This is a genomic window from Aeribacillus sp. FSL W8-0870, assembly GCF_037963755.1.
Lineage (GTDB): Bacteria > Bacillota > Bacilli > Bacillales > Aeribacillaceae > Aeribacillus > Aeribacillus composti.
This window is the reverse complement of record NZ_CP150165.1, coordinates 2,206,143-2,229,750: the sequence shown is the minus strand read 5'-3', so window position 1 is coordinate 2,229,750 and position 23,608 is coordinate 2,206,143. Positions and strand designations below refer to the sequence as shown.

Annotated in this window: 24 protein-coding genes; 14 read left to right on the top strand and 10 right to left on the bottom strand. The window is 39.2% G+C overall.

The window, feature by feature from the left end; genetic code table 11:
* The first annotated feature begins 309 nt into the window (after positions 1 to 309).
* Positions 310 to 1,554, top strand: a complete 1,245-nt coding sequence (locus NSU02_RS10785; protein ID WP_339192858.1) for an HAD-IIA family hydrolase — start codon at positions 310 to 312, stop codon at positions 1,552 to 1,554.
* Positions 1,555 to 2,084: 530 nt separating this feature from the next.
* Here the strand turns inward: NSU02_RS10785 and NSU02_RS10780 are convergent.
* From NSU02_RS10780 to NSU02_RS10760, 5 genes are all read right to left on the bottom strand, one after another.
* Positions 2,085 to 2,717 (bottom strand): response regulator transcription factor, encoded by a 633-nt coding sequence (locus NSU02_RS10780; protein WP_063387805.1) that lies wholly within the window; start codon positions 2,715 to 2,717, stop codon positions 2,085 to 2,087.
* Complete coding sequence (locus NSU02_RS10775; RefSeq protein ID WP_063387806.1) at positions 2,710 to 3,756, bottom strand: sensor histidine kinase; 1,047 nt, start codon at positions 3,754 to 3,756, stop codon at positions 2,710 to 2,712. Before NSU02_RS10775 ends, NSU02_RS10780 begins: the two co-directional genes overlap by 8 nt.
* Positions 3,753 to 4,487 carry a cell wall-active antibiotics response protein LiaF gene (gene liaF / locus NSU02_RS10770; RefSeq protein WP_063387807.1) on the bottom strand — a complete coding sequence of 245 codons (735 nt, stop codon included), beginning with the start codon at positions 4,485 to 4,487 and terminating at the stop codon, positions 3,753 to 3,755. Before liaF ends, NSU02_RS10775 begins: the two co-directional genes overlap by 4 nt.
* 82 nt (positions 4,488 to 4,569) lie before the next feature.
* A complete protein-coding gene (locus tag NSU02_RS10765; protein WP_063387808.1) occupies positions 4,570 to 5,214 on the bottom strand; it encodes a PspA/IM30 family protein in 645 nt (214 codons plus the stop codon).
* A gap of 14 nt (positions 5,215 to 5,228) precedes the next feature.
* The gene (locus tag NSU02_RS10760) at positions 5,229 to 5,570 is read right to left on the bottom strand and encodes a flagellar basal body rod protein (RefSeq protein WP_339192857.1); all 342 of its coding nucleotides are present in this window, start codon (positions 5,568 to 5,570) and stop codon (positions 5,229 to 5,231) included.
* 134 nt (positions 5,571 to 5,704) lie between these two features.
* On the opposite strand from NSU02_RS10760, the gene NSU02_RS10755 reads away from it, so the two are divergent.
* Positions 5,705 to 6,124, top strand: a complete 420-nt coding sequence (locus NSU02_RS10755) for a hypothetical protein (RefSeq protein ID WP_144598030.1) — start codon at positions 5,705 to 5,707, stop codon at positions 6,122 to 6,124.
* Positions 6,125 to 6,472: 348 nt separating this feature from the next.
* Here the strand turns inward: NSU02_RS10755 and NSU02_RS10750 are convergent, their stop codons facing one another.
* Positions 6,473 to 7,450: a LacI family DNA-binding transcriptional regulator gene (locus NSU02_RS10750; protein ID WP_063387811.1), complete on the bottom strand. Its 978-nt coding sequence runs from the start codon at positions 7,448 to 7,450 to the stop codon at positions 6,473 to 6,475.
* A 95-nt stretch (positions 7,451 to 7,545) separates the two neighbouring features.
* On the opposite strand from NSU02_RS10750, the gene NSU02_RS10745 reads away from it, so the two are divergent.
* Positions 7,546 to 7,689 (top strand): hypothetical protein, encoded by a 144-nt coding sequence (locus NSU02_RS10745; RefSeq protein ID WP_161939811.1) that lies wholly within the window; start codon positions 7,546 to 7,548, stop codon positions 7,687 to 7,689.
* A gap of 706 nt (positions 7,690 to 8,395) precedes the next feature.
* Here NSU02_RS10745 and NSU02_RS10740 read toward each other — a convergent pair.
* A complete protein-coding gene (locus NSU02_RS10740; RefSeq protein ID WP_027725928.1) occupies positions 8,396 to 9,625 on the bottom strand; it encodes an IS110 family transposase in 1,230 nt (409 codons plus the stop codon).
* Positions 9,626 to 10,057: 432 nt separating this feature from the next.
* Here NSU02_RS10740 and NSU02_RS10735 point away from each other — a divergent pair, with 432 nt between their 5' ends.
* The 4 genes from NSU02_RS10735 (at position 10,058) to NSU02_RS10720 (ending at position 14,339) form a co-directional block, all read left to right on the top strand.
* Positions 10,058 to 10,999, top strand: coding sequence for a ring-cleaving dioxygenase (locus NSU02_RS10735; RefSeq protein WP_144598032.1), 942 nt, complete (start codon positions 10,058 to 10,060; stop codon positions 10,997 to 10,999).
* A 41-nt stretch (positions 11,000 to 11,040) separates the two neighbouring features.
* On the top strand, positions 11,041 to 11,652 hold the full coding sequence (locus NSU02_RS10730; protein ID WP_094245877.1) for an alpha/beta hydrolase: 612 nt from the start codon (positions 11,041 to 11,043) through the stop codon (positions 11,650 to 11,652).
* A gap of 1,075 nt (positions 11,653 to 12,727) precedes the next feature.
* Positions 12,728 to 13,660 (top strand): aldo/keto reductase, encoded by a 933-nt coding sequence (locus NSU02_RS10725; protein WP_094245876.1) that lies wholly within the window; start codon positions 12,728 to 12,730, stop codon positions 13,658 to 13,660.
* 97 nt (positions 13,661 to 13,757) lie between these two features.
* A complete protein-coding gene (locus NSU02_RS10720; protein ID WP_066251226.1) occupies positions 13,758 to 14,339 on the top strand; it encodes a TIGR00730 family Rossman fold protein in 582 nt (193 codons plus the stop codon).
* An 83-nt stretch (positions 14,340 to 14,422) separates the two neighbouring features.
* Here the strand turns inward: NSU02_RS10720 and NSU02_RS10715 are convergent, their stop codons facing one another.
* From NSU02_RS10715 to lexA, 3 genes are all read right to left on the bottom strand, one after another.
* Complete coding sequence (locus tag NSU02_RS10715; RefSeq protein ID WP_066251223.1) at positions 14,423 to 15,007, bottom strand: lysophospholipid acyltransferase family protein; 585 nt, start codon at positions 15,005 to 15,007, stop codon at positions 14,423 to 14,425.
* Positions 15,008 to 15,739: 732 nt separating this feature from the next.
* Complete coding sequence (gene gdhA / locus NSU02_RS10710; RefSeq protein WP_094245873.1) at positions 15,740 to 17,119, bottom strand: NADP-specific glutamate dehydrogenase; 1,380 nt, start codon at positions 17,117 to 17,119, stop codon at positions 15,740 to 15,742.
* 329 nt (positions 17,120 to 17,448) lie between these two features.
* Positions 17,449 to 18,072, bottom strand: a complete 624-nt coding sequence (gene lexA / locus NSU02_RS10705; RefSeq protein WP_063388299.1) for a transcriptional repressor LexA — start codon at positions 18,070 to 18,072, stop codon at positions 17,449 to 17,451.
* 158 nt (positions 18,073 to 18,230) lie between these two features.
* Here lexA and NSU02_RS10700 point away from each other — a divergent pair, with 158 nt between their 5' ends.
* The 7 genes from NSU02_RS10700 (at position 18,231) to NSU02_RS10670 (ending at position 23,484) form a co-directional block, all read left to right on the top strand.
* The gene (locus NSU02_RS10700) at positions 18,231 to 18,545 is read left to right on the top strand and encodes a LysM peptidoglycan-binding domain-containing protein (protein ID WP_063388298.1); all 315 of its coding nucleotides are present in this window, start codon (positions 18,231 to 18,233) and stop codon (positions 18,543 to 18,545) included.
* An 18-nt stretch (positions 18,546 to 18,563) separates the two neighbouring features.
* A complete protein-coding gene (locus NSU02_RS10695) occupies positions 18,564 to 19,214 on the top strand; it encodes a recombinase family protein (protein ID WP_066251220.1) in 651 nt (216 codons plus the stop codon).
* A gap of 75 nt (positions 19,215 to 19,289) precedes the next feature.
* Entirely contained in the window at positions 19,290 to 19,520 is a 231-nt protein-coding gene (locus NSU02_RS10690; RefSeq protein ID WP_066251255.1) for a DUF896 domain-containing protein, read from the top strand.
* Between the two features lie 71 nt (positions 19,521 to 19,591).
* Positions 19,592 to 21,601, top strand: coding sequence for a transketolase (tkt, locus tag NSU02_RS10685; protein WP_063388296.1), 2,010 nt, complete (start codon positions 19,592 to 19,594; stop codon positions 21,599 to 21,601).
* A gap of 113 nt (positions 21,602 to 21,714) precedes the next feature.
* Entirely contained in the window at positions 21,715 to 22,146 is a 432-nt protein-coding gene (gene sirA, locus NSU02_RS10680; RefSeq protein ID WP_157727967.1) for a sporulation inhibitor of replication protein SirA, read from the top strand.
* An 86-nt stretch (positions 22,147 to 22,232) separates the two neighbouring features.
* Positions 22,233 to 22,451: a YneF family protein gene (locus tag NSU02_RS10675; RefSeq protein WP_063388294.1), complete on the top strand. Its 219-nt coding sequence runs from the start codon at positions 22,233 to 22,235 to the stop codon at positions 22,449 to 22,451.
* 322 nt (positions 22,452 to 22,773) lie between these two features.
* A complete protein-coding gene (locus NSU02_RS10670; protein ID WP_066251214.1) occupies positions 22,774 to 23,484 on the top strand; it encodes a cytochrome c biogenesis protein CcdA in 711 nt (236 codons plus the stop codon).
* Positions 23,485 to 23,608: the final 124 nt, after the last annotated feature.

The following is a 23,608-nucleotide window of genomic DNA, read 5'->3' as shown; positions in this document are numbered from 1 at the left end:
TAGAAGTGGAAATAAAGAGAGAAGATTCTCCTCATACAAGCTCATGCAAACTTTCAAGCAAGGCAAATCGTTTTATTGAAACATCTTTTGGTTTGACAGCAAAAAAACTTCTAAAAGTTTTGCGCCAGTTTAAGAAATGGTTCATTGAGAGAACGATTGTTTTAACACGAGTTAGTTTTGAGGTATTTTAAATAAGTTCAAATCTTTTCGAGAAAACGATCACTTTAACTTGAATTAGCTTGCTGATGAGGAGGTTTTTTCAATCAGCTTGTTTCATGCGAAAATGGTTCACTAAGGAAGGATGATTTCATGATCATAGATGATTTTGACGTGTTTTTATTTGACCTAGACGGAGTGATTTACATAGGAGAAAATCCGCTTCCTGGGGCAGTTGAATCTTTGCGGCGCTTGCGTCAAGAAAAGAAAATGATTCGGTTTCTTACAAATGATCCTTGTACTACGAGAGAAAAAATTGCCGGACGGCTCAAGCGAATGGAGATTACAGCAAGTCCAGAGGAAATCATTACATCCGCTTGGTTGACAGCTCAATATTTGCGAAAACAAAATATTCGCAGTGCCTACGTGCTGGGGGACGATCATTTACAGCACGAGTGCAGTCAAGCAGGAGTAATGGTTGTAAAGGGTGAAGAGGAGGCAGAAGCCGTTGTTGTCGGCTGGAGCGGAAATGTATCTTTGTACGATATTCAGGAAGCGGTAAAACAAATACATAATGGTGCGAAGTTTATTGCAACGAATGCCGATATGAGTTTCCCTACTTCGAAAGGTCCTTTGCCTGCAACAGGAGCTGTTGCTGAAATGATACGAGCATCAACCGGGAAAAAACCGTACATTGTCGGCAAACCGAATCCATTTATGTTCCAGAAAGCGATTGAATCGATTTCGTCTAAAGCAAAAGTGGTTATGATCGGCGATAACCCGTTAACTGATATATTAGGTGCTCATCAAGCAGGGATTCAAGCGATTTTAATTTCCAACGGGAAGAATGCACCGTTTCCATCTCCCGGGGATTACCGCAATCCGGATGCGGTGATCGGAAATTTGCAGTCTTTATTTGATGATCGTGTCAAAATTAAACAATGGAATACGCGTGATTTTGCATGGCCGGAGCGGATCGAAGCAGGAGTGGCGGGAATTATTTTTAACGAACAGCAGCAAGTTCTCCTATTAAAACGGTCGGATAACGGACTATGGGGCATTCCATCAGGGCATGTAGAGCCGGGAGAAAAGGTGGAAGAAGCAATTATAAGAGAAATTTATGAAGAAACAGGTCTTGAAGTGGAGGTAACCCGGTTGATCGGCATTTACTCAGATCCGGATTCACAAATTTTTTTATACCCAAATGGCGAAATCAGCCACTTTATTACAACCTGCTTTGAGTGCAAAATCATTGGAGGGACGCTGCGTCAAAAAACAGATGAAACGCTTGATGCACGATTTTTCGCTCCAAACGATCTGCCGGAAAACCTTTTAACGATGCATCCGAGATGGCTGCAGGATGCATTGGAAAAAGAGCATGCTCCATATATACGATAAAAGCCGGAATACTGTTGGGGGAAAAATTACGTCTTTTTCAAGTTTCGAGCAGAAGAACCTTATTATGAATTTCATTTTACACTGTTCCTAAAGCTAGAAACAAAAGGCTTATTAGATGTGCTATCTGCAAGGAAAGGCTGCTATTTTTCGGCAGCCTAGATAGTCATGCTAGGACTTTTGTTCATCTATTGTTTTTTTAAGAGAAAACTAGTTTTTGGCGGAAAACGAATAGGAGGATTTCTGATTTCTTTTACCGATTATTTCGATTTCCGCCATCGTTTCGCTTGAGATTTTTGAGTTATTTTTAGCCGATTTTATCAAGCGTTAACATGTTTATATTTGCTTTTGTCGACGAATATGCATTCATTTGGTAGATGAATAACATCGCTTTCTATTAGGTTGGGAAAACTAGCAATTTTTTTGTTTTGATTATATGTAAAATGATAAATAAATTTCGAATGAATCTTCCTGTATTTGTGCTTCGGTGAAAAACCAATTCCACTTTCTCTTTTCTTCGCTTATTGTCAATTTTACTTGATTAGCGAATGCTTGAACGCATAAATGACGGCTTGGGTGCGGTCTTGAACGCCCAGTTTGCTTAAAATGTTGCTGACGTGAACTTTGACGGTTTTTAATGAAATGAACAACTCATCTGCAATTTCTTGATTTGATTTCCCTTGAGCCATTAAAAGCAGCACTTCCATTTCTCGGTTTGTTAATTCTTCATGAGGATGGCGGTTTTGTTTTTTATTCATTCTTGCCATCATTTTCGTTGTCACTTCAGGCTCTAAGACAGATTGTCCCTGATATGTTGAACGGATCGCATCGGCGATTTCGTCTGCTTTTGAAGTTTTTAACATATAGCTGACAGCACCGGCTTCAAGGGCAGGGTAGACTTTTTCATCATCGAGAAAGCTTGTGACAATAATGATTTTTGCCTCTGGCCATTGATGAAGTATTTCTTTTGTCGCTTCAATCCCGTCCATTTCCGGCATGACGAGGTCCATTAAAATAATATCAGGCTTTAATTGTAAAGCTAGTTCAATGCATTTTTTGCCATTATCAGCCTCGCCGACGATTTCTATGTCAGGCTGGGACGATAAAAAAGCCGAAACGCCGATTCTTACCATTTCATGATCATCAACTAGTAATACTTTAATCATTTTTATCACCTTCATCTGTTAACAACGGTACTTTTATTTCCAATCTAGTTCCTTCATGAGGGACACTGACAATTTGCAATGTTCCGCCGATTTCGGCTGCACGTTCATACATGTTTTGCAAACCATATGCTCCTGATTTTGCCGATTGAACGTCAAATCCTACACCATCGTCGACAATCCGTAAAATGGCCATATTTTTCCGTTTGATCAGCAATACTTCAAGTGTATTCGCTTTGGCGTGGCGAAGAGTGTTTGACACCGATTCTTGCAAAATGCGGAATAAATGGTCTTCAATCCCTTTATCTAGAGGAAATTGCTCTGTCTTCCATTGGATGTTCATCGGCACCTTTTGCCGCAGCTCTGTGAGCAGTTCTTCAATTCCAGTTTGCAAAGATTTACCTTTTAAAGGGACAGGCCGCAAATGCAAAAGAAGAGCGCGCATTTCAAGCTGGGACTGCTGAATAATTTCTTCAACTAAATGGATTTGTTTGCTCGTTCCTTCATCGATTTTTTCCTTGTTTCCTTTAACAGCAGAAATGAGCATCGAGGCTGCAAACAAGTTTTGACTGACAGAGTCATGCAGCTCGCGTGCCAGCCTTTGCCTTTCTTGTGAAATGATTTCTTCCAATCTTTTTTCTTGTTCTTTTGCGTTTTCACCTGCAAGTTTTTGCGTTAATTTCGTCTGTTCAATGAGATGATGCTGCACTTGGTCAATTCGAAGGTTGATTTCATCTAATTCTTTAATGTTTATATGTTCATTTTGTTCAACCGTTTCTCCTTTTGTTATTTTTTTTAGTTTGTCTTCAATCTTGTGTAGTTTATCTTTAAAAGGAAGTCCGAATAGAATGCCGAAAAGCAAGCCGATGGCGCTGCTGATTACGAACGTGAAGAGGATAAACGGAATATCAAGAATTTTTTGTTTCCATAATAATGTCCAATTAGGAAACAGGAACGTAAGCAAAAGCGAAACAGTGAAAAATAAAAAAGTGACTACTGATGTTACTAAGCAGATAATAATTTGTCTTTGCAATACATTCATGTTCTTTTCACCTCTATTCTGCCAAAGGTTATAGAGGTGATAATTTTCACTTTTTGGGCAGATTCATGATAGTTTTTGGACTCATATCGAATTGTTTCGTTCCATACATTCGGTTCACTATAATCAAAAATGGAGTAGGAGCCGATGAAACCGGAATGGTGGACGGACACTTCCAGCTCGTAAGGAACAATTATTTCGATATTGCCGATAAGCTTTCGGATGACAATCACCGCTTCACCTTTCGGAAGAATCGTATAGTTTAAATCTATTACTGTATCGCCGATGCCTGTTTGAATGTTGACATCGTTCCATTTGTATATTTGTTCTTCGGTTCGCTGCGTTCCGAACAATCTGTTTTGAAAAAGAGGCGTTTTGGAAAATGTCTCTTCTTGCGAGAGGATTGGATCTGCTTCTTCAATTTTAGGAGACTTTTTAGCAGCTACCTGCTTGTTTTGAACATAGTGAAAAATAAAGTAAATGAAAACAGCAAATAGAAGCAGTCGGAATGTAAACATATTGAAAAAAGATAGAACGCCGCCAATTATTCCGATCCAAAATAACAATAATCCTGATTTTTTCGGCATTCTTTTTCTTCCAATATATACGCAAAAAATCATCATCATTAGGAAGAAAAGGGCCTCACCATTGAAAAATAAAAGCTCTGCGATGAATAAGATGATGCCAATGACGAAAATCCATTTTGTAAAATCTATTTTCGATTGATGAAACACGAGGCTCCTCTCCTTCCTATTAGTGTGAACATAAATATGGAAAGGCGTAGAGAACTACGCCCTTATAGCATAACAATTTACGTTAAGAATTTGAATCCGTTTCTTGATTTTTTAATTCTTTTTCAAGCTTTGCGATTCTTGCATCAAATGTTAATGTATCGTATCTGTTGTTGATTCGATTTTCCAGTTCATCAAGGTAATTCTCTATTTCAGCAAAGCGAACAAAATGGTTCTTTTCGGAATTATGCTGCTCAAGAACTTGGTTGATCCGGGAGTAGGCGCGTGCAATATTTTCTCGTCCCATCAGCTCCATGCGCTTTATATGCATATCTTTTAATTTATGTTTCATTTCTTCATATTTATGTTCTAAGTCAATGAGCTGTTTCGTTGCTTGTTCAAGCGCTTGTTTTAATTTTGATGCACGCTCCTCATACTGCTGCTGCTCGTTGATGGCAAATTGATGCAATTCTTCTTCTTGCGCTTTCAACGCAATTTCGGCTTGATATTTTCTTTTTTCTTTTAAGTGTTCAGCATGGTTGTATTCTCTTAACAGCTCTTGTTTTAATAATCGTTGGCGTTCGATTAGTTTTTGAACCTTTTCAACTTCCTTTTCACATTGGCGCAAATATTCATTTAATAGCGCAATTGGATTCCTTTGTTCCTGTTCATTCAATAAATCATGTAAATCGGCCATAATCACATTTTTTAATCTCGTAAATATGCTCATTTTTTCTCCTCCATTTATTGTCGTTTTAGTGATTCCCATTGGTTTTCAAAATTGGTGAATGGATCGTCTGACACATACGGATCATTCGATTTTTTCCAATTATTAAAAATGAGATAAAGCACATATGCGGCGATTAAACCGAGAATAGCTGGGACATTTGCAGCTGAAACAGATAGTGCAATCAGCCCGACAATCCCCCAAAACCATTTTTTTGATTTTTTGTCGGATTTCACAAATTGTTTAAACGAAAAGTATAGAACAAGCAAACTGATAAGAAGTCCGACGATTGAGCCGAGATTGGCGATTAAAACTATTGCGGCTATTGCACCTGCGATGAACAAACCGATTTTTTTCATAATTTGAATGACCTCCTTTCAATTTTCATCTTACCTTTTGTCGTCGCTGCTCATAACGAACCTGAGGCATATTTTGAACTACGACTTGAGGCGTATTTCGATTTCCTTTCAATGATTATGTTCTGCTTAGGATCATGGTTAGAAGGGAGGACGGGGCATGGGATACATTGATCAATCTGTATAAAAAGCACGCCATTATTGATTTAATGCGATATTACACCGTGATGAATTTGTTAATGATCTTGTTGCTTTTCTTCCTTAATCTAGCGGATGTGCCTTGGCATTTAATTTTATTCGCCTTGCTGCTCGGGTTGAATTTTTTGCTGATTGGTGCGTTATTGATTTTATTGGTCAAAAATGTTGAAATGGCGTTCGGATTCATTGCCATTTATACGGTTGTCGAATACGTGACAAACGGCGAACTTATACCATGGCCGCACTTTTTTTACAAATTCAACTCGATGGTTGACGGAAATAAAGCGTTTGTTTATGCAGCAAATATTTTGAGCATCGTGATCGCAAGCTTGCTGATAAGAAGAAAATTAACGGAGTAGGAAAATTGTTTTAAAAAGCGGTTTGGGGAAATAACGCTCCAATTTTAAGGATTTTCATTGCTATGCAATTGAAAACATCTGTAAGGCCATTTGTGATTGACGTACACTTTGCTGTCGGCCAAAAAGGGGAGTAAGTATGCAGACAAGTTGTTAACCAGCTTTGAGTAGTAATCGATGAATTTCACACTGAACGTCAAAAGAAAACGGAATATGGAAAAAGACGCATGCAAATCGTCAAAATGATTACAAAATCAAATGAAAAATCCTGCCAAGCTGCTTCGGTTTTTGCAGATGATCGTTTGGCAGGAATGATTTGAACTCTAAAGAGGGGGCATCCTTCTTCATGGGTTACACAGTTTTCCGCTCAATTAACCGAAAGGGGAGAGTCATCTTCTTATTTGTTTGCTCCCGTTTTTCTTTACAATGAATAATCGATTGCACCGCAAGCTTCCCCATTTTTCTTATTGGGATTTCAATAGTAGTGATTCCCATGATGTCGGCAATAGGCTGATTATCAAAGCTTAAGATGGCAATGTCTTGAGGAATCTTTATTTTATATTGTTCAGCACTTAATAAGATACCTGCTGCCACTTGATCGTTTGTAACAAAAAAGGCAGTCGGTTTTTTCTCTAAATGCTGAAGCTTTTCCATAAGCTGTTTGCCGTCAGTGATCGATAGGCATTTGTCGAAGATCCACTCGCTTCGAATCGGTTCGCCTAATTCCTTCATTTTTGTTTTATAGGCTTTTCTTCTTTTTTTACTGTTTGGCCCTTCCATTCGTCCTAAAGTAAATGCAATTTTCGTATGACCTTTCGAAATTAAATAGTCCAAACCAAACTGAAATGCCTGTTCATGCGGAATGCTCAAAGAAGGGAAATGGCTTTGGTCTGAATCTTCGCAAAGAACGATCGGTCCAGCATTTTTATATTCTTTCAATACATCAAAGGAAATGGCTCTTGAACAAAAAATGACACCATCCAATAAGGTTCCCCGCAACAATTCCAATGCTTCAAGCTCTTTTGCTGGTTCATAATTCGTTTGAAAGAGAACAAGCTGCAAATGATGCTTGATCGCTTCCTCCGAAATCCCTTCCACAATGCTGCTAAAATAAGGATGATCGATTTTAGGCAGGACGACGCCGATCAAATTTGAAAAGCCTCTAGACAAGTGGACTGCATGAATGTTCCGTTTATAGTTGATTTCTTCTATCACTTTTAAAACCGCTTCTTTTTTTTCGTCACTGACATATGGATGATTATTTAAAACTCTCGAAACCGTTGTAACAGAAACACCTGCAAGCTTTGCAATATCACGAATCGTTGCCATGAAATATCCCTTTCTTTTAAAAATCCTTGACCTGAAACGCGTTTCATACATTATGTTGATGTTGACAAAGAGATGAGTTTGAGGGGGGGAGGAATATGATGAAAGGATTACTTATTTTAATTGGCTTATGTCTTCTCGAAATCATCTTAGCAAAATTGGCGTTAAAAGACAAAGATGCTTCGCTGATGGATTTTGCTGAGTTCTTTGAATTAGATGATAAAAAAGAAGATCAGAAATGATACCTGTCCGGTTACGGTATTCAACTTCATTTGTCTACATTTGCTAAAGCCATACGGATTTACTAATATTAAATTGCAACGGTCATTCCGATCAGTCTGCAAAAAGCAATTTGCTTTTGCATGTTTTCGGTTTATCTGAAAGCAGCTGGCGGATGCCGGCTACTTTCAGGATGTTGCGTGTTCATCACCAATCTTAAATTCGACTGTGTTTGCCGAGCCATCACAAAAAAAATTTATGGAACGGCCGATAGCCCTTGCTACGGCAAGAACAACAATTTCTGTAACGATTTTGCGCGCAAGAGGAGAGGGAGGTTTCTCTTCGCATTCAAACGCTGCTCTTGCGATTGCTTTCATTTTGGTAAGGATGGTATTTTAGTGAATACGGAACGAAAAGAGATGAAAAATTCAACAGATCAGCTTTTTGACAATAAATGAAAGATTTGATAAAATTATTTCGAATTAAAAATAATTTAATTCGAGATATTTTAATTCGAAATAATGACCCGTTAAAATAATTGATTTACAAAAATGAATCGCGTAAAGAAAATAATAAAGTCCTGCGGTAATATGTCAAGGTGAAAAATCATAGAAATTGGAAATTCCCTTGTCCGATGATCCGAAAAAAGGCAATACTGAAGAAACCCAGTATTGGTACATGTAATAAACTGGGTCTAAAGGTTGATATTGGTATACCAGATCGATCCTCTTATCGATCTTCCCCCTTTCTTGGCGTGTAGATTTGACCGTTGCGTAGCAGCGCATCGATCACACGCACGAGTTTTCTAGCGGTGAGGACGAGGGCTCGTTTATGTTGGTGTTTGGGCACTTCCTCATACTTCTTCCGGTAGTACGCACGAAACGTCGCATCATGCCGTTGCACCGAGTTGGCAGCCTCCACTAGGTAGTAACGGAGATAGCGATTGCCGGAACGAATGAGGGAGGTGTCCTCGGCTTGAAAACGGCCCGATTGGTGCTTGGACCATGTCAAGCCGGCATATTTTGCCAAGGCGGCCTGGTTGTGAAACCGCTCGATTTGCCCGATTTCGGCCAGGATGCCTGCGGTATAAACCGGTCCGATGCCTGGGATGGTTTGCAGTGTGTTCGGAATGCCTTCAAGATGGCGGGTAATGGCTTTATCGAGCTCTTTGAGCTGCGATTGCAGGCTGCGGATTGATTGAATCGACAGCCCTAACAGCAAGTCGATGGAATCCTCGACACACTTGGACAACCGATACGACGAACGGGCCGCCTTTTGAATCGACTTGGCGATGCATTCCGGATCGGCAAAGCGATTGCGCCCTTTTTGGCGCAGGAAGTCGGCCAACTGCTTGACATCCATTTGGCAGATGTCATCGAGGCTCCACGACTCAAGCAGCAGTTCGAGAATGGCATGTCCGAAGATCGAACTGTCCACCTCTTGGGTAAAGGAACTGCATTTGTAAAACAAGTGCTGGAGAAAATACTGTTTCTCACGGGTTAACTGGTGGACGAGATGATATCGCATGCGTGTCAGTCGCTGAAGCGCGAGAAACTGCTCCTTGAGGACAGCCGTCATCTTCAGACGGCCGAAGCGAAGCCGATCCGCAATGATCCAAGCATCGATGTCATCCGTTTTCTCCAAGTCGACATAGGCTTCTTTAAACTTGCGAATGAGCTTTGGATTGATCGTAAACACCTTGACGTTCCAAGCCTGCAAGGCCTCCTGCTGGTGGAAAAACATAGCTGGATGCCAACTGTAGACCGAGGTGGCTTCCATCCCGATCAGAATTTCGGTTGGCTTTCGCTTGTTAGCCCACAGGAGGATTTGATCCCGAAGGAAGGTGGCGCCCAGAAGATGATTATCCACTTTGAAGCGTGCGCACGTATTTCCTTCATGATCCATAATGCAGGTGGCTAAGTCGCGTGAGCTCACGTCGATCCCGACGTAGAGTTTCATGAGATCACCTCCTATTGTTGTAGGATCGAGGGGTAGGACTCTTCGGGATGCCCCCGGATCGCGCCTGTTGACCAGTCACCCTCGCATATGAGAACTCACGTTGGACCATGGGCTGCCCTGGAAGCTGCTCCTTCCAGCATGGGGAAAACCAACGGGAACAGCCTGCGGGTTAGACGTCCAAACAGGGGCCGAGGAGACAGACTTTACAAGTAGTCAAAGCTACAGGAGTGAGAAGAGTATCCCCGATGATCCTAAGACCATTATCCAGGAACATTGCGAAAAGTCCAACCCCGGTACGCTGAACCCTTTGTGGGAGGGGCGCGCCCCTCCCACAAAGGCAACCACCCAAGATATGCGATTGTCAAGGAGCGTATCGGACTGGAAATTCGATAAAAAAACTTTCTGAAACTTAGTATACGAGGAGAATCAAAGATGAAAAAGAAAACAGCTGGAATTCATCATATTACTGCTATTGTCGGCCATCCGCAGGAAAATATTGATTTTTATGCCGGAGTTTTAGGGCTGAGGTTAGTTAAAAAAACTGTGAATTTCGATGATCCCGGCACGTACCATTTTTATTTCGGGGATAAAGAAGGAAAGCCAGGGACACTGATTACTTTCTTTCCTTGGCCTGATGCGTATCAAGGAAAAATCGGCAATGGTCAGGTGGGTGTAACTTCTTATGTGATACCAGAAGGTTCCATGAGCTTTTGGCAAGAAAGACTAGATAAATTTAGAATTCCGTTTACAATGACAGAACGGTTTGGTGAGTCACTGCTTGTATTTCAAGACCCGCACGGTTTGAACATTGAGCTAGTGGAACGAAAAGAAGGAGAATTAAATCAATGGGAATTTGGCCATGTCACCTCTGATGTTGCCATTAAAGGATTTGGCGGCGCCGTATTATATTCATCATTTCCTGAAAAAACGTCAGAGTTGTTGGAGAATATTTTTGGACTTCAACGAATTGGAAGGGAAGGAGATTTTATTCGTTTTCAGTCTCCAAGTGAAATCGGCAATGTCGTTGATGTAAAAATTACTTCTTCCGGACGCGGCATCATGGGGGTTGGAACAGTCCATCATATCGCGCTTCGGGCAAAAGACGACAACGATCAACTAGAATGGAAAACATCTTTAGAATCAAATGGATACAGGGTAACGCCAGTTCAGGATCGAAAGTATTTTCATTCTATTTATTTTAGAGAGCATGGTGAAATTTTGTTCGAAATTGCAACAGATCCTCCGGGTTTTGCAATTGATGAATCTTTAGATGCACTTGGAAAAGAATTAAAGCTTCCGGAGCGTTACGAAAAGTATCGGGAACGGTTGGAAAATAAGTTGATGCCAGTGGAAGTCCGTAACCTTGACGAATAAGAAAAGTAATGCTTAATAAACGCTGAGAAGGAGAAAAAACGATGAAACATATTTTTCAAAAAGGAAGCAATCCGGCAAAACCGACTCTCCTATTGCTGCATGGAACCGGCGGAAATGAATTTGATCTTCTTCCCATTGCAGAAATTATTGATCCAGAAGCATCGATTTTAGCTGTGCGCGGAAATGTAATTGAAAATGGAATGCCGCGTTTTTTTAAAAGACTTGCCGAAGGAGTTTTTGATGAAGAAGATCTTGTTTTCCGTACAAAGGAATTAAACTCTTTTTTAGATGAAGCAGCACAAACATATCGATTTGATCGAAATTCTGTAATCGCAATCGGTTATTCCAACGGAGCAAATATAGCAGCCAGCCTTTTATTCCATTTTCGGGATGCGCTAAATGGAGCCATCTTGCATCACCCGATGGTGCCGAGAAGAGGGATGGATCTGCCGGATCTTTCAGGAAAAAACGTTTTTATTGCAGCTGGAAAGCGTGATCAAATTTGCTCTCCTGAAGAATCAATAGAGCTTAAAACATTTTTAGAAAATAACAACGCAAATGTGCACTTGCATTGGGAAAACGGAGGACATGAGCTGACTTTATCAGAAGTTCAGGCAGCATCCAATTGGTACCGGCAGCTTTATCAAAAATAAGCTGTGAAAGATACCAATAAAAGCAAGTAAATTGGATCAAAATGTTGCCAGCAATCAATTGGCCGTCATTCCAAAATGTTTATAACAAAATGCGGAAGGAAATTGGGCGTGCTCTTCCATTTGTAAATGTTTGTCATTCTCAAGGCTCGTACATCATATATCAAAAGAGCTGCTTAATTCCACGCAAAGCGGATCAAAAATGATCCGTAATGCAAAAAGTTTCGTCAAAGTGCGGGAGTTCTTATATTTGAAAAAATGTTTATCAACTTTGAACCTTGTGCATCAAATATATTAACAGAGCTGCCGAATTCCACAAGATTTACAATAGAAAATCGTGAGCGTTCGGTGGATTTTATGAAATCAAGATAAGTATTCGCAAAATAAATGTTTTGACAGAGGCATTAATTTGCAATTTTTCAGTAATGCTTTATTCTGTTTTAATTAATTGATATAATTGCCGAAAAAAAGAATATCCTTCTAAATAAAAAGATTGAAAGTAAAGGACGGAATTGCTTTCAAGCAAACAGTGGGGCTGTCCGATGAGTTGCTAAAATGAAAGATTTTGAGAAATACAACTGCGAAGGACAAAAATAATGAAATAAAATTTATAAATGTTCTTTATAGAGGCAATGAAGTCCAACAAGAAGCGATTGTATGTGCTGAATGTCCGTCATAAAACTTTTGAAGCACCTAATGAAGAAAGAGAGCAAAAGAAAAGTCCTTCATAAGACTTCTGAAGGATATAAAAAAGATTGAAAAAATTGTATGTCCGATAAGTCTAAAAAATAATGCTCCCAAAAGTCAGTTAACCCTACTTTTGGGAGCCTCTTTATTTTGTTATTGCAGCAGGCAGCAATCTCTTAAGATATTTTTATGGTGCTTTAGACAACTTCAAGAATTTGAACATAATGGAACAAACAATAAACAGTCGAGCAACTGCTGCTTGAAAATGAATAAAAGAATCCTTTCATAATTTCATTTATAAAGCCATAATAATATTTAATAGCTTATTAGTTAAAAAACTGATTTTTCTGATAGAATTTGTTATAATGTTAATGAAAGGAGTTGAAATATTGTGACAAAAAAGACTAGATTAGGCAAGACCGATATATATGTGAACCCAATCGGGCTTGGAACAAATGCTGTTGGCGGGCACAACATTTTTCCAAACCTTGACGATGAAACTGGGAAAGAAATCGTTCGTACAGCTTTGGATCATGGAATAAATTTTTTGGATACGGCATTTTATTACGGTCCTGAGCGTTCGGAAGAAATTATCGGTGAAGTCGTCAAGGAGTTTGGCCGTCGTGATGAAGTAGTCATTGCTACTAAAGGTGCTCACAAATTTGTAGACGGAAAAGTTGTTCTTGATAACTCTCCCGATTTCCTTCGCGAGTCGGTCGAGGGCAGCCTGAAACGCTTAAAAACGGATTACATAGATTTATATTACATTCATTTTCCGGACGAAACGACACCGAAGGATGAAGCTGTCGGTGAATTGAAGAAGCTTAAGGATGAAGGGAAAATTCGTGCGATCGGTGTATCGAATTTCTCGCTCGAACAATTAAAAGAAGCGAACAAAGATGGGTATGTCGATGTAATTCAGTCCGAATATAACTTATTTAAACGACAAGCAGAAAAAGATTTGCTTCCTTACACGGCGGAAAATGGAATATCGTTTATACCATATTTTCCACTTGCCTCAGGTCTATTAAGCGGAAAATATTCGAAAGATGAGAAGTTCAATGATTCACGTGCACAAAATCCTTTGTTTCAAGGGGAAGCATTTGCGCGTAATCTCGAAAAAGTCGAGCAATTGCGTCCAATCGCAGAAGCGAAAAATGCTGAAATTGCTCACGTTGTGCTAGCATGGTATTTAACGGTCGATTCCATCGATGCGATCATCCCTGGTGCGAAGAAGCCGGAACAGGTACTTGACAATTTAAAAACGTTAGATGTCCAGTTAACAAAGGAAGAAATAGAGAAAATCAGTCAGATTTTTCAATAATTTTGTAAAAAAGCTGTGATGGAAATATCCCATTCACAGCTTTTAATAGGACTTTCTCATTCGTCAGAACGTTTAGAGAAGAAGCAGGAGTGGTAATATGAGACGTGTTTGTGTTTTTGCAGGATCGAATCCGGGAACAAATCCTAAGTATAAAGAAGCAGCTATCAAACTGGGAGAAGAATTGGTAAAAAACAGGCTTGAGCTCGTATATGGAGGCTCCAGCATTGGTCTGATGGGAGTGATTGCAAACACCGTATTAGAGTTAGGAGGCACCGTATTGGGCGTTATGCCGACGAATTTATTTCAAGGAGAGGTTGTCCACAAGCATCTCACTCAGCTTTATGAAGTCAATGATATGCATGAGCGGAAAGCAAAAATGGGAGAGCTTTCAGATGCGTTCATTGCTCTTCCCGGAGGCTATGGTACTTTTGAGGAAATATTTGAAGCGGTTAGCTGGGGGCAGCTTGGGATTCATGAAAAGCCTGTGGCGTTGTTAAATATCGATGACTATTACACGCCGGTAAAACAGATGATTGAGAATGCGGTAGAGGGAGGCTTCATGCCTGAAACGCATAAACAGTTTATGATTTTTGCAGACAATCCCTCTATATTAATAGATAAACTTCGTGCGTACAAACCGCCTTTGAAGACAAATAAGTGGATCGAACTAGATCGATAAATGAAAATATCAGAACTTTACTTCGCCTTTAGCTTTCTGATCAGTTTGTCTAAAAATGACAAGCTGATCAGAAACGTCAATGTTTAGTCGTTTATGCTTTTTTCAAGAGCTTTCAGCTTATGTTCAAGCTGTTGAAGCGCATCATCAATTTGATTTGCATTTTTCTCTAAATAGATTGGTTCGCCAAATGCAACGACAGCTTTTTTCCCGGCAAAAAAATCTTTTAAACTTTTTGGACCATGATAGGTTGCAGGCAATATGGGAACGCCGGCTTTCATCGCAATTGTAACCGCGCCTCTTTTTAAAGGAACTTCCTCGTCTGTTCTTGTGCCGCTCGGGAAAATTCCAACAACTTTATTTTCTTTTAACAGTTTCAAAGGAATTTTTAGTGCGCTCGGTCCAGGATTTTCACGATTAACTGGAAAAGCATGCATCTTTTTCAAAAACCAACCTATGAGCGTGTTCTGAAACAATTCTTTTTTGGCCATATAATGGACATGAATTGGAAAAAGTGCTGCGGCGAGCAAGACTACATCTACCCAGCTGCGATGAGAGCATGTAACAATAAAACGATGGTCTGCCGGAATATGCTGCTTGCCTTTGACTTCTAGCAAACTAAAAATTTTAATGATCAATATTGCAAGTTTTCCTGCTAAATGATAAATCATTTTGTTCCCCCCCCGAATGACTTCCAGAAATATGTTTGCGTTGCAAAAGATCTGTATTTTCGGTTAGGGCGCATGTCGATTTTGTCTGCGTTCAGTTTAGCATTTTTACGTGATGCATGTAAAGTCGGTAGTACATCGTCAACGAATCGTCTTATCCAAAGTCAGTCAGTGAAAATACCGCCGTTTCATTGGAGGATGGGCAGCCGTATTCGGTGTTTTTTAGATGAACAAGTATTTGTGCTGAAGGTTATTGGCACTGGATAGAAGGAGCAACCATATCAATAATAAAATGCTTTAATTGGAAAAATCAATTTTAATAGCAGTTACTTTGTTTCTATAAATTTTATACTTGATGATACAAAATATTGAGAGTAAAGAAGAGAAGAAGCAGAAAAACAAACATCAGTGCAATCTGTCTTTTTTATTTAAAAAGCAAGAGAGATAATCAATCCAGGCATCAGCGTAAAAAAATATGTAAGATAATCTGACATAAAACTTCAATTCTCTCATTGAATGGGATACACTGATAGGGAAAAATTTGATCCAATCGTGGAAATAAAGAAGAGTGAATTTGGATCGGTGTGATGTCAATTTCTATTCACTCAAGTTAAGATGGGGTATTATAGTGAGCATGATGAATCGCCAAAGCAGGGTAGGTAAAGCTTTAGCGATTATCATATATGTTTACTCACTATAAAGAATAAATGATGGAAATGACCATTTTTCTATCTTTTAAATGACTCCTTGTTCTACCATTGCATCAGCGACTTTTTTAAATCCTGCAATGTTAGCGCCGACGACAAGATTTCCGGAGCAGCCGTATTCATTTGCAGCGTTGACGCAATTTCGGTAAATGTTCTTCATGATATCACGTAATTTTGCGTCGACATCTTCAAAGCTCCAAGATAATCTTGCGCTGTTTTGAGCCATTTCTAATGCTGAAACAGCAACTCCGCCTGCGTTAGCAGCTTTTGCAGGTCCAAAAAGAATATTGTTTGATAAAAACACGTCGATCGCTTCTAATGTAGACGGCATGTTGGCGCCTTCTCCAACAGCTTTGAGTCCGTTGGAAACAAGGAGTTCAGCTGCTTTTTTATCGATTTCATTTTGAGTAGCGCATGGGAGGGCAATATCGCACGGAATGGACCAAATTCCGGAACAGCCTTCATAATATTCTGCATGAGGATGTTCATTTACATATTCTTTAATTCTTTTTCTTTCAACTTCTTTTAACCTTCTAACCGTTTCAAGATTAATTCCATTTTTATCAAAAATGTAGCCATCAGAGTCGCTGCATGCGACAACTTTTGCACCTAATTGTGTTGCTTTTTCAATCGCATATATGGCAACGTTCCCAGAACCAGAGACAACAACTGTGCTTCCTTTGAAGCTTAATCCATGGTCTTTAAGCATTTCTTCAACAAAATAAACAGTTCCATACCCTGTCGCTTCGGTTCTCGCTAGGCTTCCGCCGTAACCAATGCCTTTTCCGGTTAACACCCCAGCTTCAAATCCGCCGCGTATTCTTTTATATTGGCCAAACAAGTATCCGATCTCTCTTGCGCCAACTCCAATATCACCGGCAGGAACGTCAATATCTGGTCCAATATGTTTGTAAAGCTCTGTCATAAAGCTTTGTGTAAATCTCATAATTTCCCCATCTGATTTACCTTTCGGATCAAAATCAGATCCGCCTTTTCCTCCGCCGATCGGCTGCCCAGTCAATGAATTTTTGAAGATTTGTTCAAATCCTAAAAATTTAATAATGCTGGCGTTGACGGTCGGGTGAAAGCGCAAGCCTCCTTTATATGGCCCAATTGCACTATTATATTGCACTCTAAATCCGCGGTTTACACGCACTTTTCCTTCGTCATCCACCCATGGAACGCGAAAAATGATCAATCTTTCCGGCTCAACAATTCTTTCAAGTATTCCGTGTTTTATATATGTAGGATGTTGAGCAAATACAGGCACAAGCGAGTCAAATATTTCTTTTACAGCTTGAAGAAACTCAGGCTCATTCGGATTTTTTTCTTGCACGGATTGAAATACTTCATTGACATATTGCTTTGCATTTTCCAATTCACTTTGTTTCATAAGTAATTGATTCATAGCACCTCTCCTATACCTAAAATTTAAGCAGTTAGAAGAATTCAAACAATTCAGTAAATCATCCCGGCACTGGCTAAGGAAGCGAAATCTACAATAAAAAATTCTACAACAAAATAAATCAAAAAACAATGACTGTTGAGAATTGTTGCATAATAGCTTTGCATGCAGGCGCGGAGAAGGCGCCTGAAATTTGTTTCATTGAATCTAGCTTGTCTGCATACATATTGATTAGAAAACATTTTTAAAAATTTAACATCGCTAAGAGAGGGAATTTTGAAAATTTTATAAAAAGAAAAAGGATGCCTCACCTGTTTTGAGACATCGAATATTCAGTGTATGGAGCGGTATAGCCCGATCACTTTTCCGAGTATTGTCACATTTTTTAAAATAATCGGTTCCATTGTTGGGTTTTCCGGCTGAAGCCGTATAAAGTCTTTTTCTTTGAAAAACCTTTTTACGGTCGCTTCATTGTCGTCTGTGAGCGCGACAACGATGTCGCCGTTATTGGCTGTTTGCTGCTGTCTGACAATAACTAAATCTCCGTCCAGAATGCCTGCTTCGATCATGCTTTCTCCGACTACTTCAAGCATGAAAAGTTGATCATCACCTGATGCAATATGATTCGGAAGCGGAAAATATTCTTCGATGTTTTCAACGGCAGTGATCGGAATACCAGCCGTCACTTTTCCTATGACCGGCACGTTGATCACATTGTTTGTTAGAAGGTGGCTGCCATCATCGTCCAAAATTTCAATGGCTCTCGGCTTTGTGGGGTCTCTTCTAATCAGTCCTTTGCTCTCAAGCTTTGCTAAATGCCCGTGAACAGTTGAACTGGAGGCAAGACCGACCGCTTCGCCGATTTCTCTTACAGAGGGAGGGTATCCTTTCTTTTTTACTTCCTCCTTAATGAAGTTCAAAATATCTTGTTGTCTCTTAGATAATTTTGTTGACATGTCAAGCACCTCAGTCATATCAATTTGTGTCGATTATAGCATGATTTTTCCAAAAAAGCAAACGTAAGTTCGAATATTTGCTTGACAGAAACATGTGTTCCCTTTTATACTTAAAAACAAAAAACCGAACAAATATTCTGTTTCAGGGGCGGTTCTAAATGGATAAATTATCATGGTCTTACATCGTTTCTTTTTTCCTTGTCATCATGGCGGCAGTTTTGGCGATTTCGTATACTGGAGAAAGGGAAGAGCTCGATCATTATTTGGAGGTTCAAGTGAAGGAAGGGGACAGTTTGTGGAAAATCGCTGATGAATATAAAGAATATGACAATATGTCTCATTCAGAGTTTGTTAAATGGGTTCAGGAGCGAAACAATCTCCAAAGCCTTGTTGTAAAACCGGGGGAAACAATCGTCATTCCGATTGAAAAAAATAAATACTACAATGCTGAATATTTGGCAAACAAAGAATAACCGCAAGGAGCATTTAACATGAGAGCAGTCGTTTATGCAAGAGTCAGCACTGAAAAAGATGAGCAGGAAACATCTTTGAAAAGACAGAAGGACGAGCTGTTAAAGCTCGCAGCTGAAAACGGTATGGAAGTTGTTGAAGTGATAGAAGAAAAAGCGAGCGGGTATGATGTTGATCGTGAAGGGGTTTTTCAACTGCTGGAATTGATTGAGGAGAAAGAAATTGAAGCGGTATTAATACAGGATGAAACAAGAATTGGCAGAGGGAATGCCAAAATCGCCATTGTCCATTCCATTTTGAAACAAGGTGTGAAAATTTTCACCGCTGCCCATCGCGGGGAGATGGAACTGTCTGAATCAGACACGATGGTGCTTGAAATCATAGGAATTGTCGAAGAATATCAACGAAAAATTCATAATTTGAAAATAAAGCGGGGAATGTTGAGAGCTATACAAAATGGGTACAGGCCTGAAAAAAATTTAAAGAATAGAAATTCTTCCTATAAAAGAGAGCGAAAAGAAGTTCCGATCGAGGAGATTGACCGATTGCGGAAAAACGGCCTGACATTTTCAGAAATAGCGGCAACATTAAGAGGATTCGGCTATGACGTTTCAAAAGCTACTGTCCATCGCAGATATCAACAATTTTTGTCAGAAAAAGGAGAATCATAGCAATAATTGTTGTCATTAGTGGTCGCATTTAGTATGATAAAAGAGCGCGGCAAAAATATACAAGGGGTTCAGCTTATGATTTCAAAAGAAAAACTTAACCGTATTAATGAACTATCTAAAAAGTCTAAGTCAGAAGGATTGACGCAAGAGGAAAAGCTTGAGCAGCAGCAATTAAGGCAGGAATATTTAGAGTCGTTTCGTCGGGATTTTCAAAACACCTTAAAAAATGTTACAGTGATTGATCCGAAAGGTAATGATGTTACACCGGAAAAATTGAAAAAATTTAAAAATAAAAGGCTGCATTAACGGATGGGTGTTGCCTTATTGCAACAATAAAGATAAGATTATAAACTGAAAATACAGATGAGAGGATGATAATGGTGACTCATTCCATTCAAGATTTATCCATCATGACGATTCGAACATTATCCATTGACGCGATTGAAAAGGCGAATTCCGGACATCCTGGAATGCCAATGGGCGCCGCACCAATGGCTTATGCGCTGTGGACGAAATTTATGAACATTAACCCTGAAAACCCTAATTGGTTTAATCGAGATCGCTTTGTTTTATCTGCCGGACATGGGTCGATGCTGCTTTACAGCTTGCTTCATTTATCGGGTTATGATCTTTCCATGGATGATATTAAGTCGTTTCGTCAATGGGGAAGCAAAACACCTGGACATCCTGAATACGGACATACACCTGGCGTTGACGCAACAACTGGACCATTAGGCCAAGGAATAGCAATGGCCGTTGGAATGGCGATGGCAGAACGTCATTTAGCAGCTACATACAATAAAGAAGGATACAATATTGTTGATCATTACACATACGTCATTTGCGGTGACGGTGACTTAATGGAAGGGATTTCCTCTGAAGCAGCTTCCTTAGCTGGTCACTTGAAGCTTGGACGATTAATTGTTCTTTATGATTCGAATGATATTTCCCTAGATGGGGATTTAAATAAATCATTCTCAGAAAATGTAGAAGAGCGCTTTAAATCTATGGGCTGGCAAGTGCTGCGCGTTGAGGACGGCAACAACATTGAAGAGATTTCGAAAGCCATTGAAGAAGCCAAATTGGATGAACAACGACCGACATTAATTGAAGTAAAAACAACAATCGGATATGGTTCGCCGAATAAAGCAGGCACTTCTTCCGTTCATGGTTCGCCGTTAGGCCCAGAAGAGACAAAATTGACAAAAGAAGCCTATGCATGGACATTTGAAGAAGATTTCTATGTTCCAGCAGAAGTTTATGAGCATTTTGAGAAAAATGTAAAAGAACGTGGAAAGCAGAAAGAAATTGAATGGAATAATTTGTTTGAAAAGTATGAGAAAGAATATCCTGAACTTGCAAAAGAGTTAAAGGCAGCAATCAATGGTGAATTGCCAGAAAATTGGGATCAATCTTTACCTTTTTATGAAGAAGGAAAAAGCGTTGCAACCCGTTCTTCTTCTGGAGAAGTATTAAATGCAATAGCTGAAAAAGTTCCTTATTTCTTTGGGGGATCTGCAGACTTAGCTGGATCAAACAAAACGACAATAAAAGGTTCAGGAGACTTTTCTGCGGAAGATTACAGCGGACGAAACATTTGGTTTGGTGTCAGAGAGTTTGCCATGGGAGCAGCATTGAACGGTATGGCTCTGCATGGAGGTTTACGTGTTTTTGGCGGAACGTTCTTTGTTTTCTCTGATTATTTGCGCCCAGCGATTCGTTTAGCAGCATTAATGAATCTCCCTGTAACTTACGTGTTCACTCATGACAGCATAGCGGTTGGAGAAGACGGACCAACACATGAGCCGATTGAACAATTAGCTTCTTTGAGAGCAATGCCGAATCTTTCTGTCATTCGTCCAGCTGATGGAAATGAAACAAGAGCTGCGTGGAAGGCTGCGCTGGAATCTAAATCAACACCGACTGCATTAGTATTAACGCGCCAAAATTTAGAAACTATTAAAGGTACGAAAGAAAATGCTGAAGAAGGTGTTGCAAAAGGCGCTTATGTCATTTCACCGGCGAAATCGGATCAACCGGATGCTCTTCTACTTGCATCAGGTTCAGAAGTAGCATTAGCTATTAAAGCTCAACAAATTCTTGCATCCGATGGAATTGATGTGCAAGTCGTCAGCATGCCGTCATGGGACCGTTTTGAAAAGCAATCAAAAGATTATAAAGAATCAGTTCTTCCTAGCAGCGTAACGAAGCGTCTTGCGATCGAAATGGCATCTTCGCTTGGCTGGGAGCGCTATGTCGGATCTGAAGGTGAAATCTTAGCTATCGACAAGTTTGGAGCATCTGCACCTGGGGAAAAAATTATAAGCGAGTACGGTTTTACTGTTGAAAATGTTGTCGAAAAAGTAAAAGAATTAGTTCGGAAATAATCGCCAAAATTAGTGCCTCTATCCGCCACCATAAGACAAACCTTTTACATTCCTTGCTTTATAATAGCAAAAAAGGAATGTAACAATGAGGTGAGCGCATGAGGCACTTTTATTTGTATTTGATAAAAAAGGAATTTGCTGAGCATTTTTATCATAGGGAATCGAAAATTTTTCAGTTATATCAAGAATTTTTTTGGACAAGGAAAACGCATCCTATTTTTGAACAATTGGAAAGGCAAGTCAATTATATTTCAAGAGCCATTCCCATTTCAGAAATAGATTTGCTGCTTCAGTCATTCTTGTCTCACCGAAACCATTATCAAAAGGTATCATCGATTCACGCCATCCAAATGGAAAATCAAAAAGGACAAGCTACTATGGTTTTAAAGGAACGGTATATTGAAATGATTTGTACCGGCAGCTTTGACGGTGAGTTATTGTTTTTTGATATATTGGGAAAATTTGATCCTTATTTTTTTGCCATGGATTTTACAAATGAACGATACGGGTGGCTGAGTCCAATTAAAGAAAGAAAATTTGTCTAAAGTTGAGGAAATTTGCTAATGAAATATTGTATAATGTCATATGGTTTAGTACACTGTATGATAGACAACATGAAGGAGGAAATAAGATGGAACTTTGGCTGGCGATATTAATCGCTGTTCTGGCATTACTTGCCGGCGTAGCGCTAGGCTTTTTTATCGCTCGAAAGTATATGATGAATTATTTGAAGAAAAATCCACCTATTAACGAACAAATGTTGAAAATGATGATGATGCAAATGGGAATGAAACCGTCCCAGAAGAAAATCAATCAAATGATGAAGGCGATGCAGAATCAATTAAAATAATTTCGTTTCAGGCATTATTGAATGATTTTTCATTAAATTAGTTCATGATGACCAATCATATTTTTTGACATCATGTAATTTTTATCTATACTACTTAATATATGCGTTGTTTTATAACGGAATTGTGAAGTAAGAATTAGTCTTTCCTTTCTCAAGGTAAGATTAATTCTTTTTTCGTTGTAAGAAGTTGTGAGAATATGTTATTCATGGCGGGAGAAGGTTCATTGTAATAATGTGCGGAAAATGTCAAACGTTCTTTTAAACATTTATTCAATGATCTGTTAGAATGGATGGAGGTAAATCTTTTGGAAGGAGCAGCAAAATGTCGGAAATTAATGTGTTTTTAGCATTTGGAGCAGGTTTTTTATCGTTTATTTCTCCGTGCAGCTTGCCTTTATATCCTGCTTTTTTATCGTATATAACTGGGGTATCGGTTAATGAGTTGAAAACTGAAAACGCTATGCTGCAAAAAAGAAGCTTATTACATACTTTCTTTTTTTTAGTTGGTTTTTCTGCCATTTTTATCGCAATGGGATTCGGCACATCCTTGATTGGAAACTTTTTCTTGAACTATCAAGATCTGATAAGACAAATAGGAGCGATCCTCATTATCTTTTTTGGACTCGTTATTCTCGGTGTTTTTCAACCTGATGTTTTAATGAAGGAAAGAAGGATTGAATTCAAAAATCGTCCAGCCGGATTTCTTGGATCTGTTCTGATTGGTATGGCGTTTGCAGCTGGATGGACTCCATGTACGGGCCCAATTCTTATGGTCGTAATTGGTTTAGCGGCAACCAATCCTAGTTCTGGAGTTCTGTATATGACAGCATATGTGCTAGGCTTTGCAGTACCGTTCTTTATTTTATCATTCTTCATCGGGCGGATGAATTGGATCAAAAAACATAATGTGAAAATCATGAAAATTGGAGGCATATTCATGATTTTCATGGGAATTCTGCTGTTTTTTGATTGGATGACTAAAATTATTAATTGGATGAACAAAATTCTTATATTTTTACCAACCGGGTTTTAATTTTTAGTCATTTAAGAGAAAAACGAGATTTTTGACAATATTTTAAACCTCTCGGTACTTTTTTGTGACAGAAAGTAGTATAATATCAAAGGATTTAGTTTGCGAGGATAATTGAGGTGGAATT

Excerpts from the sequence above, each read along its gene's own strand:
- NSU02_RS10785 (WP_339192858.1), top strand. The coding sequence starts at position 310 with ATGATCATAGATGATTTTGACGTGTTTTTATTTGACCTAGACGGAGTG.
- NSU02_RS10780 (WP_063387805.1), bottom strand. The coding sequence starts at position 2,717 with ATGATTAAAGTATTACTAGTTGATGATCATGAAATGGTAAGAATCGGC.
- NSU02_RS10775 (WP_063387806.1), bottom strand. The coding sequence starts at position 3,756 with ATGAATGTATTGCAAAGACAAATTATTATCTGCTTAGTAACATCAGTA.
- NSU02_RS10765 (WP_063387808.1), bottom strand. The coding sequence starts at position 5,214 with ATGAGCATATTTACGAGATTAAAAAATGTGATTATGGCCGATTTACAT.
- NSU02_RS10760 (WP_339192857.1), bottom strand. The coding sequence starts at position 5,570 with ATGAAAAAAATCGGTTTGTTCATCGCAGGTGCAATAGCCGCAATAGTT.
- NSU02_RS10755 (WP_144598030.1), top strand. The coding sequence starts at position 5,705 with ATGGTTAGAAGGGAGGACGGGGCATGGGATACATTGATCAATCTGTAT.
- NSU02_RS10750 (WP_063387811.1), bottom strand. The coding sequence starts at position 7,450 with ATGGCAACGATTCGTGATATTGCAAAGCTTGCAGGTGTTTCTGTTACA.
- NSU02_RS10745 (WP_161939811.1), top strand. The coding sequence starts at position 7,546 with ATGATGAAAGGATTACTTATTTTAATTGGCTTATGTCTTCTCGAAATC.
- NSU02_RS10740 (WP_027725928.1), bottom strand. The coding sequence starts at position 9,625 with ATGAAACTCTACGTCGGGATCGACGTGAGCTCACGCGACTTAGCCACC.
- NSU02_RS10735 (WP_144598032.1), top strand. The coding sequence starts at position 10,058 with ATGAAAAAGAAAACAGCTGGAATTCATCATATTACTGCTATTGTCGGC.
- NSU02_RS10730 (WP_094245877.1), top strand. The coding sequence starts at position 11,041 with ATGAAACATATTTTTCAAAAAGGAAGCAATCCGGCAAAACCGACTCTC.
- NSU02_RS10720 (WP_066251226.1), top strand. The coding sequence starts at position 13,758 with ATGAGACGTGTTTGTGTTTTTGCAGGATCGAATCCGGGAACAAATCCT.
- NSU02_RS10715 (WP_066251223.1), bottom strand. The coding sequence starts at position 15,007 with ATGATTTATCATTTAGCAGGAAAACTTGCAATATTGATCATTAAAATT.
- gdhA (WP_094245873.1), bottom strand. The coding sequence starts at position 17,119 with ATGAATCAATTACTTATGAAACAAAGTGAATTGGAAAATGCAAAGCAA.
- lexA (WP_063388299.1), bottom strand. The coding sequence starts at position 18,072 with ATGTCAACAAAATTATCTAAGAGACAACAAGATATTTTGAACTTCATT.
- NSU02_RS10700 (WP_063388298.1), top strand. The coding sequence starts at position 18,231 with ATGGATAAATTATCATGGTCTTACATCGTTTCTTTTTTCCTTGTCATC.
- NSU02_RS10695 (WP_066251220.1), top strand. The coding sequence starts at position 18,564 with ATGAGAGCAGTCGTTTATGCAAGAGTCAGCACTGAAAAAGATGAGCAG.
- NSU02_RS10690 (WP_066251255.1), top strand. The coding sequence starts at position 19,290 with ATGATTTCAAAAGAAAAACTTAACCGTATTAATGAACTATCTAAAAAG.
- tkt (WP_063388296.1), top strand. The coding sequence starts at position 19,592 with ATGGTGACTCATTCCATTCAAGATTTATCCATCATGACGATTCGAACA.
- NSU02_RS10675 (WP_063388294.1), top strand. The coding sequence starts at position 22,233 with ATGGAACTTTGGCTGGCGATATTAATCGCTGTTCTGGCATTACTTGCC.
- NSU02_RS10670 (WP_066251214.1), top strand. The coding sequence starts at position 22,774 with ATGTCGGAAATTAATGTGTTTTTAGCATTTGGAGCAGGTTTTTTATCG.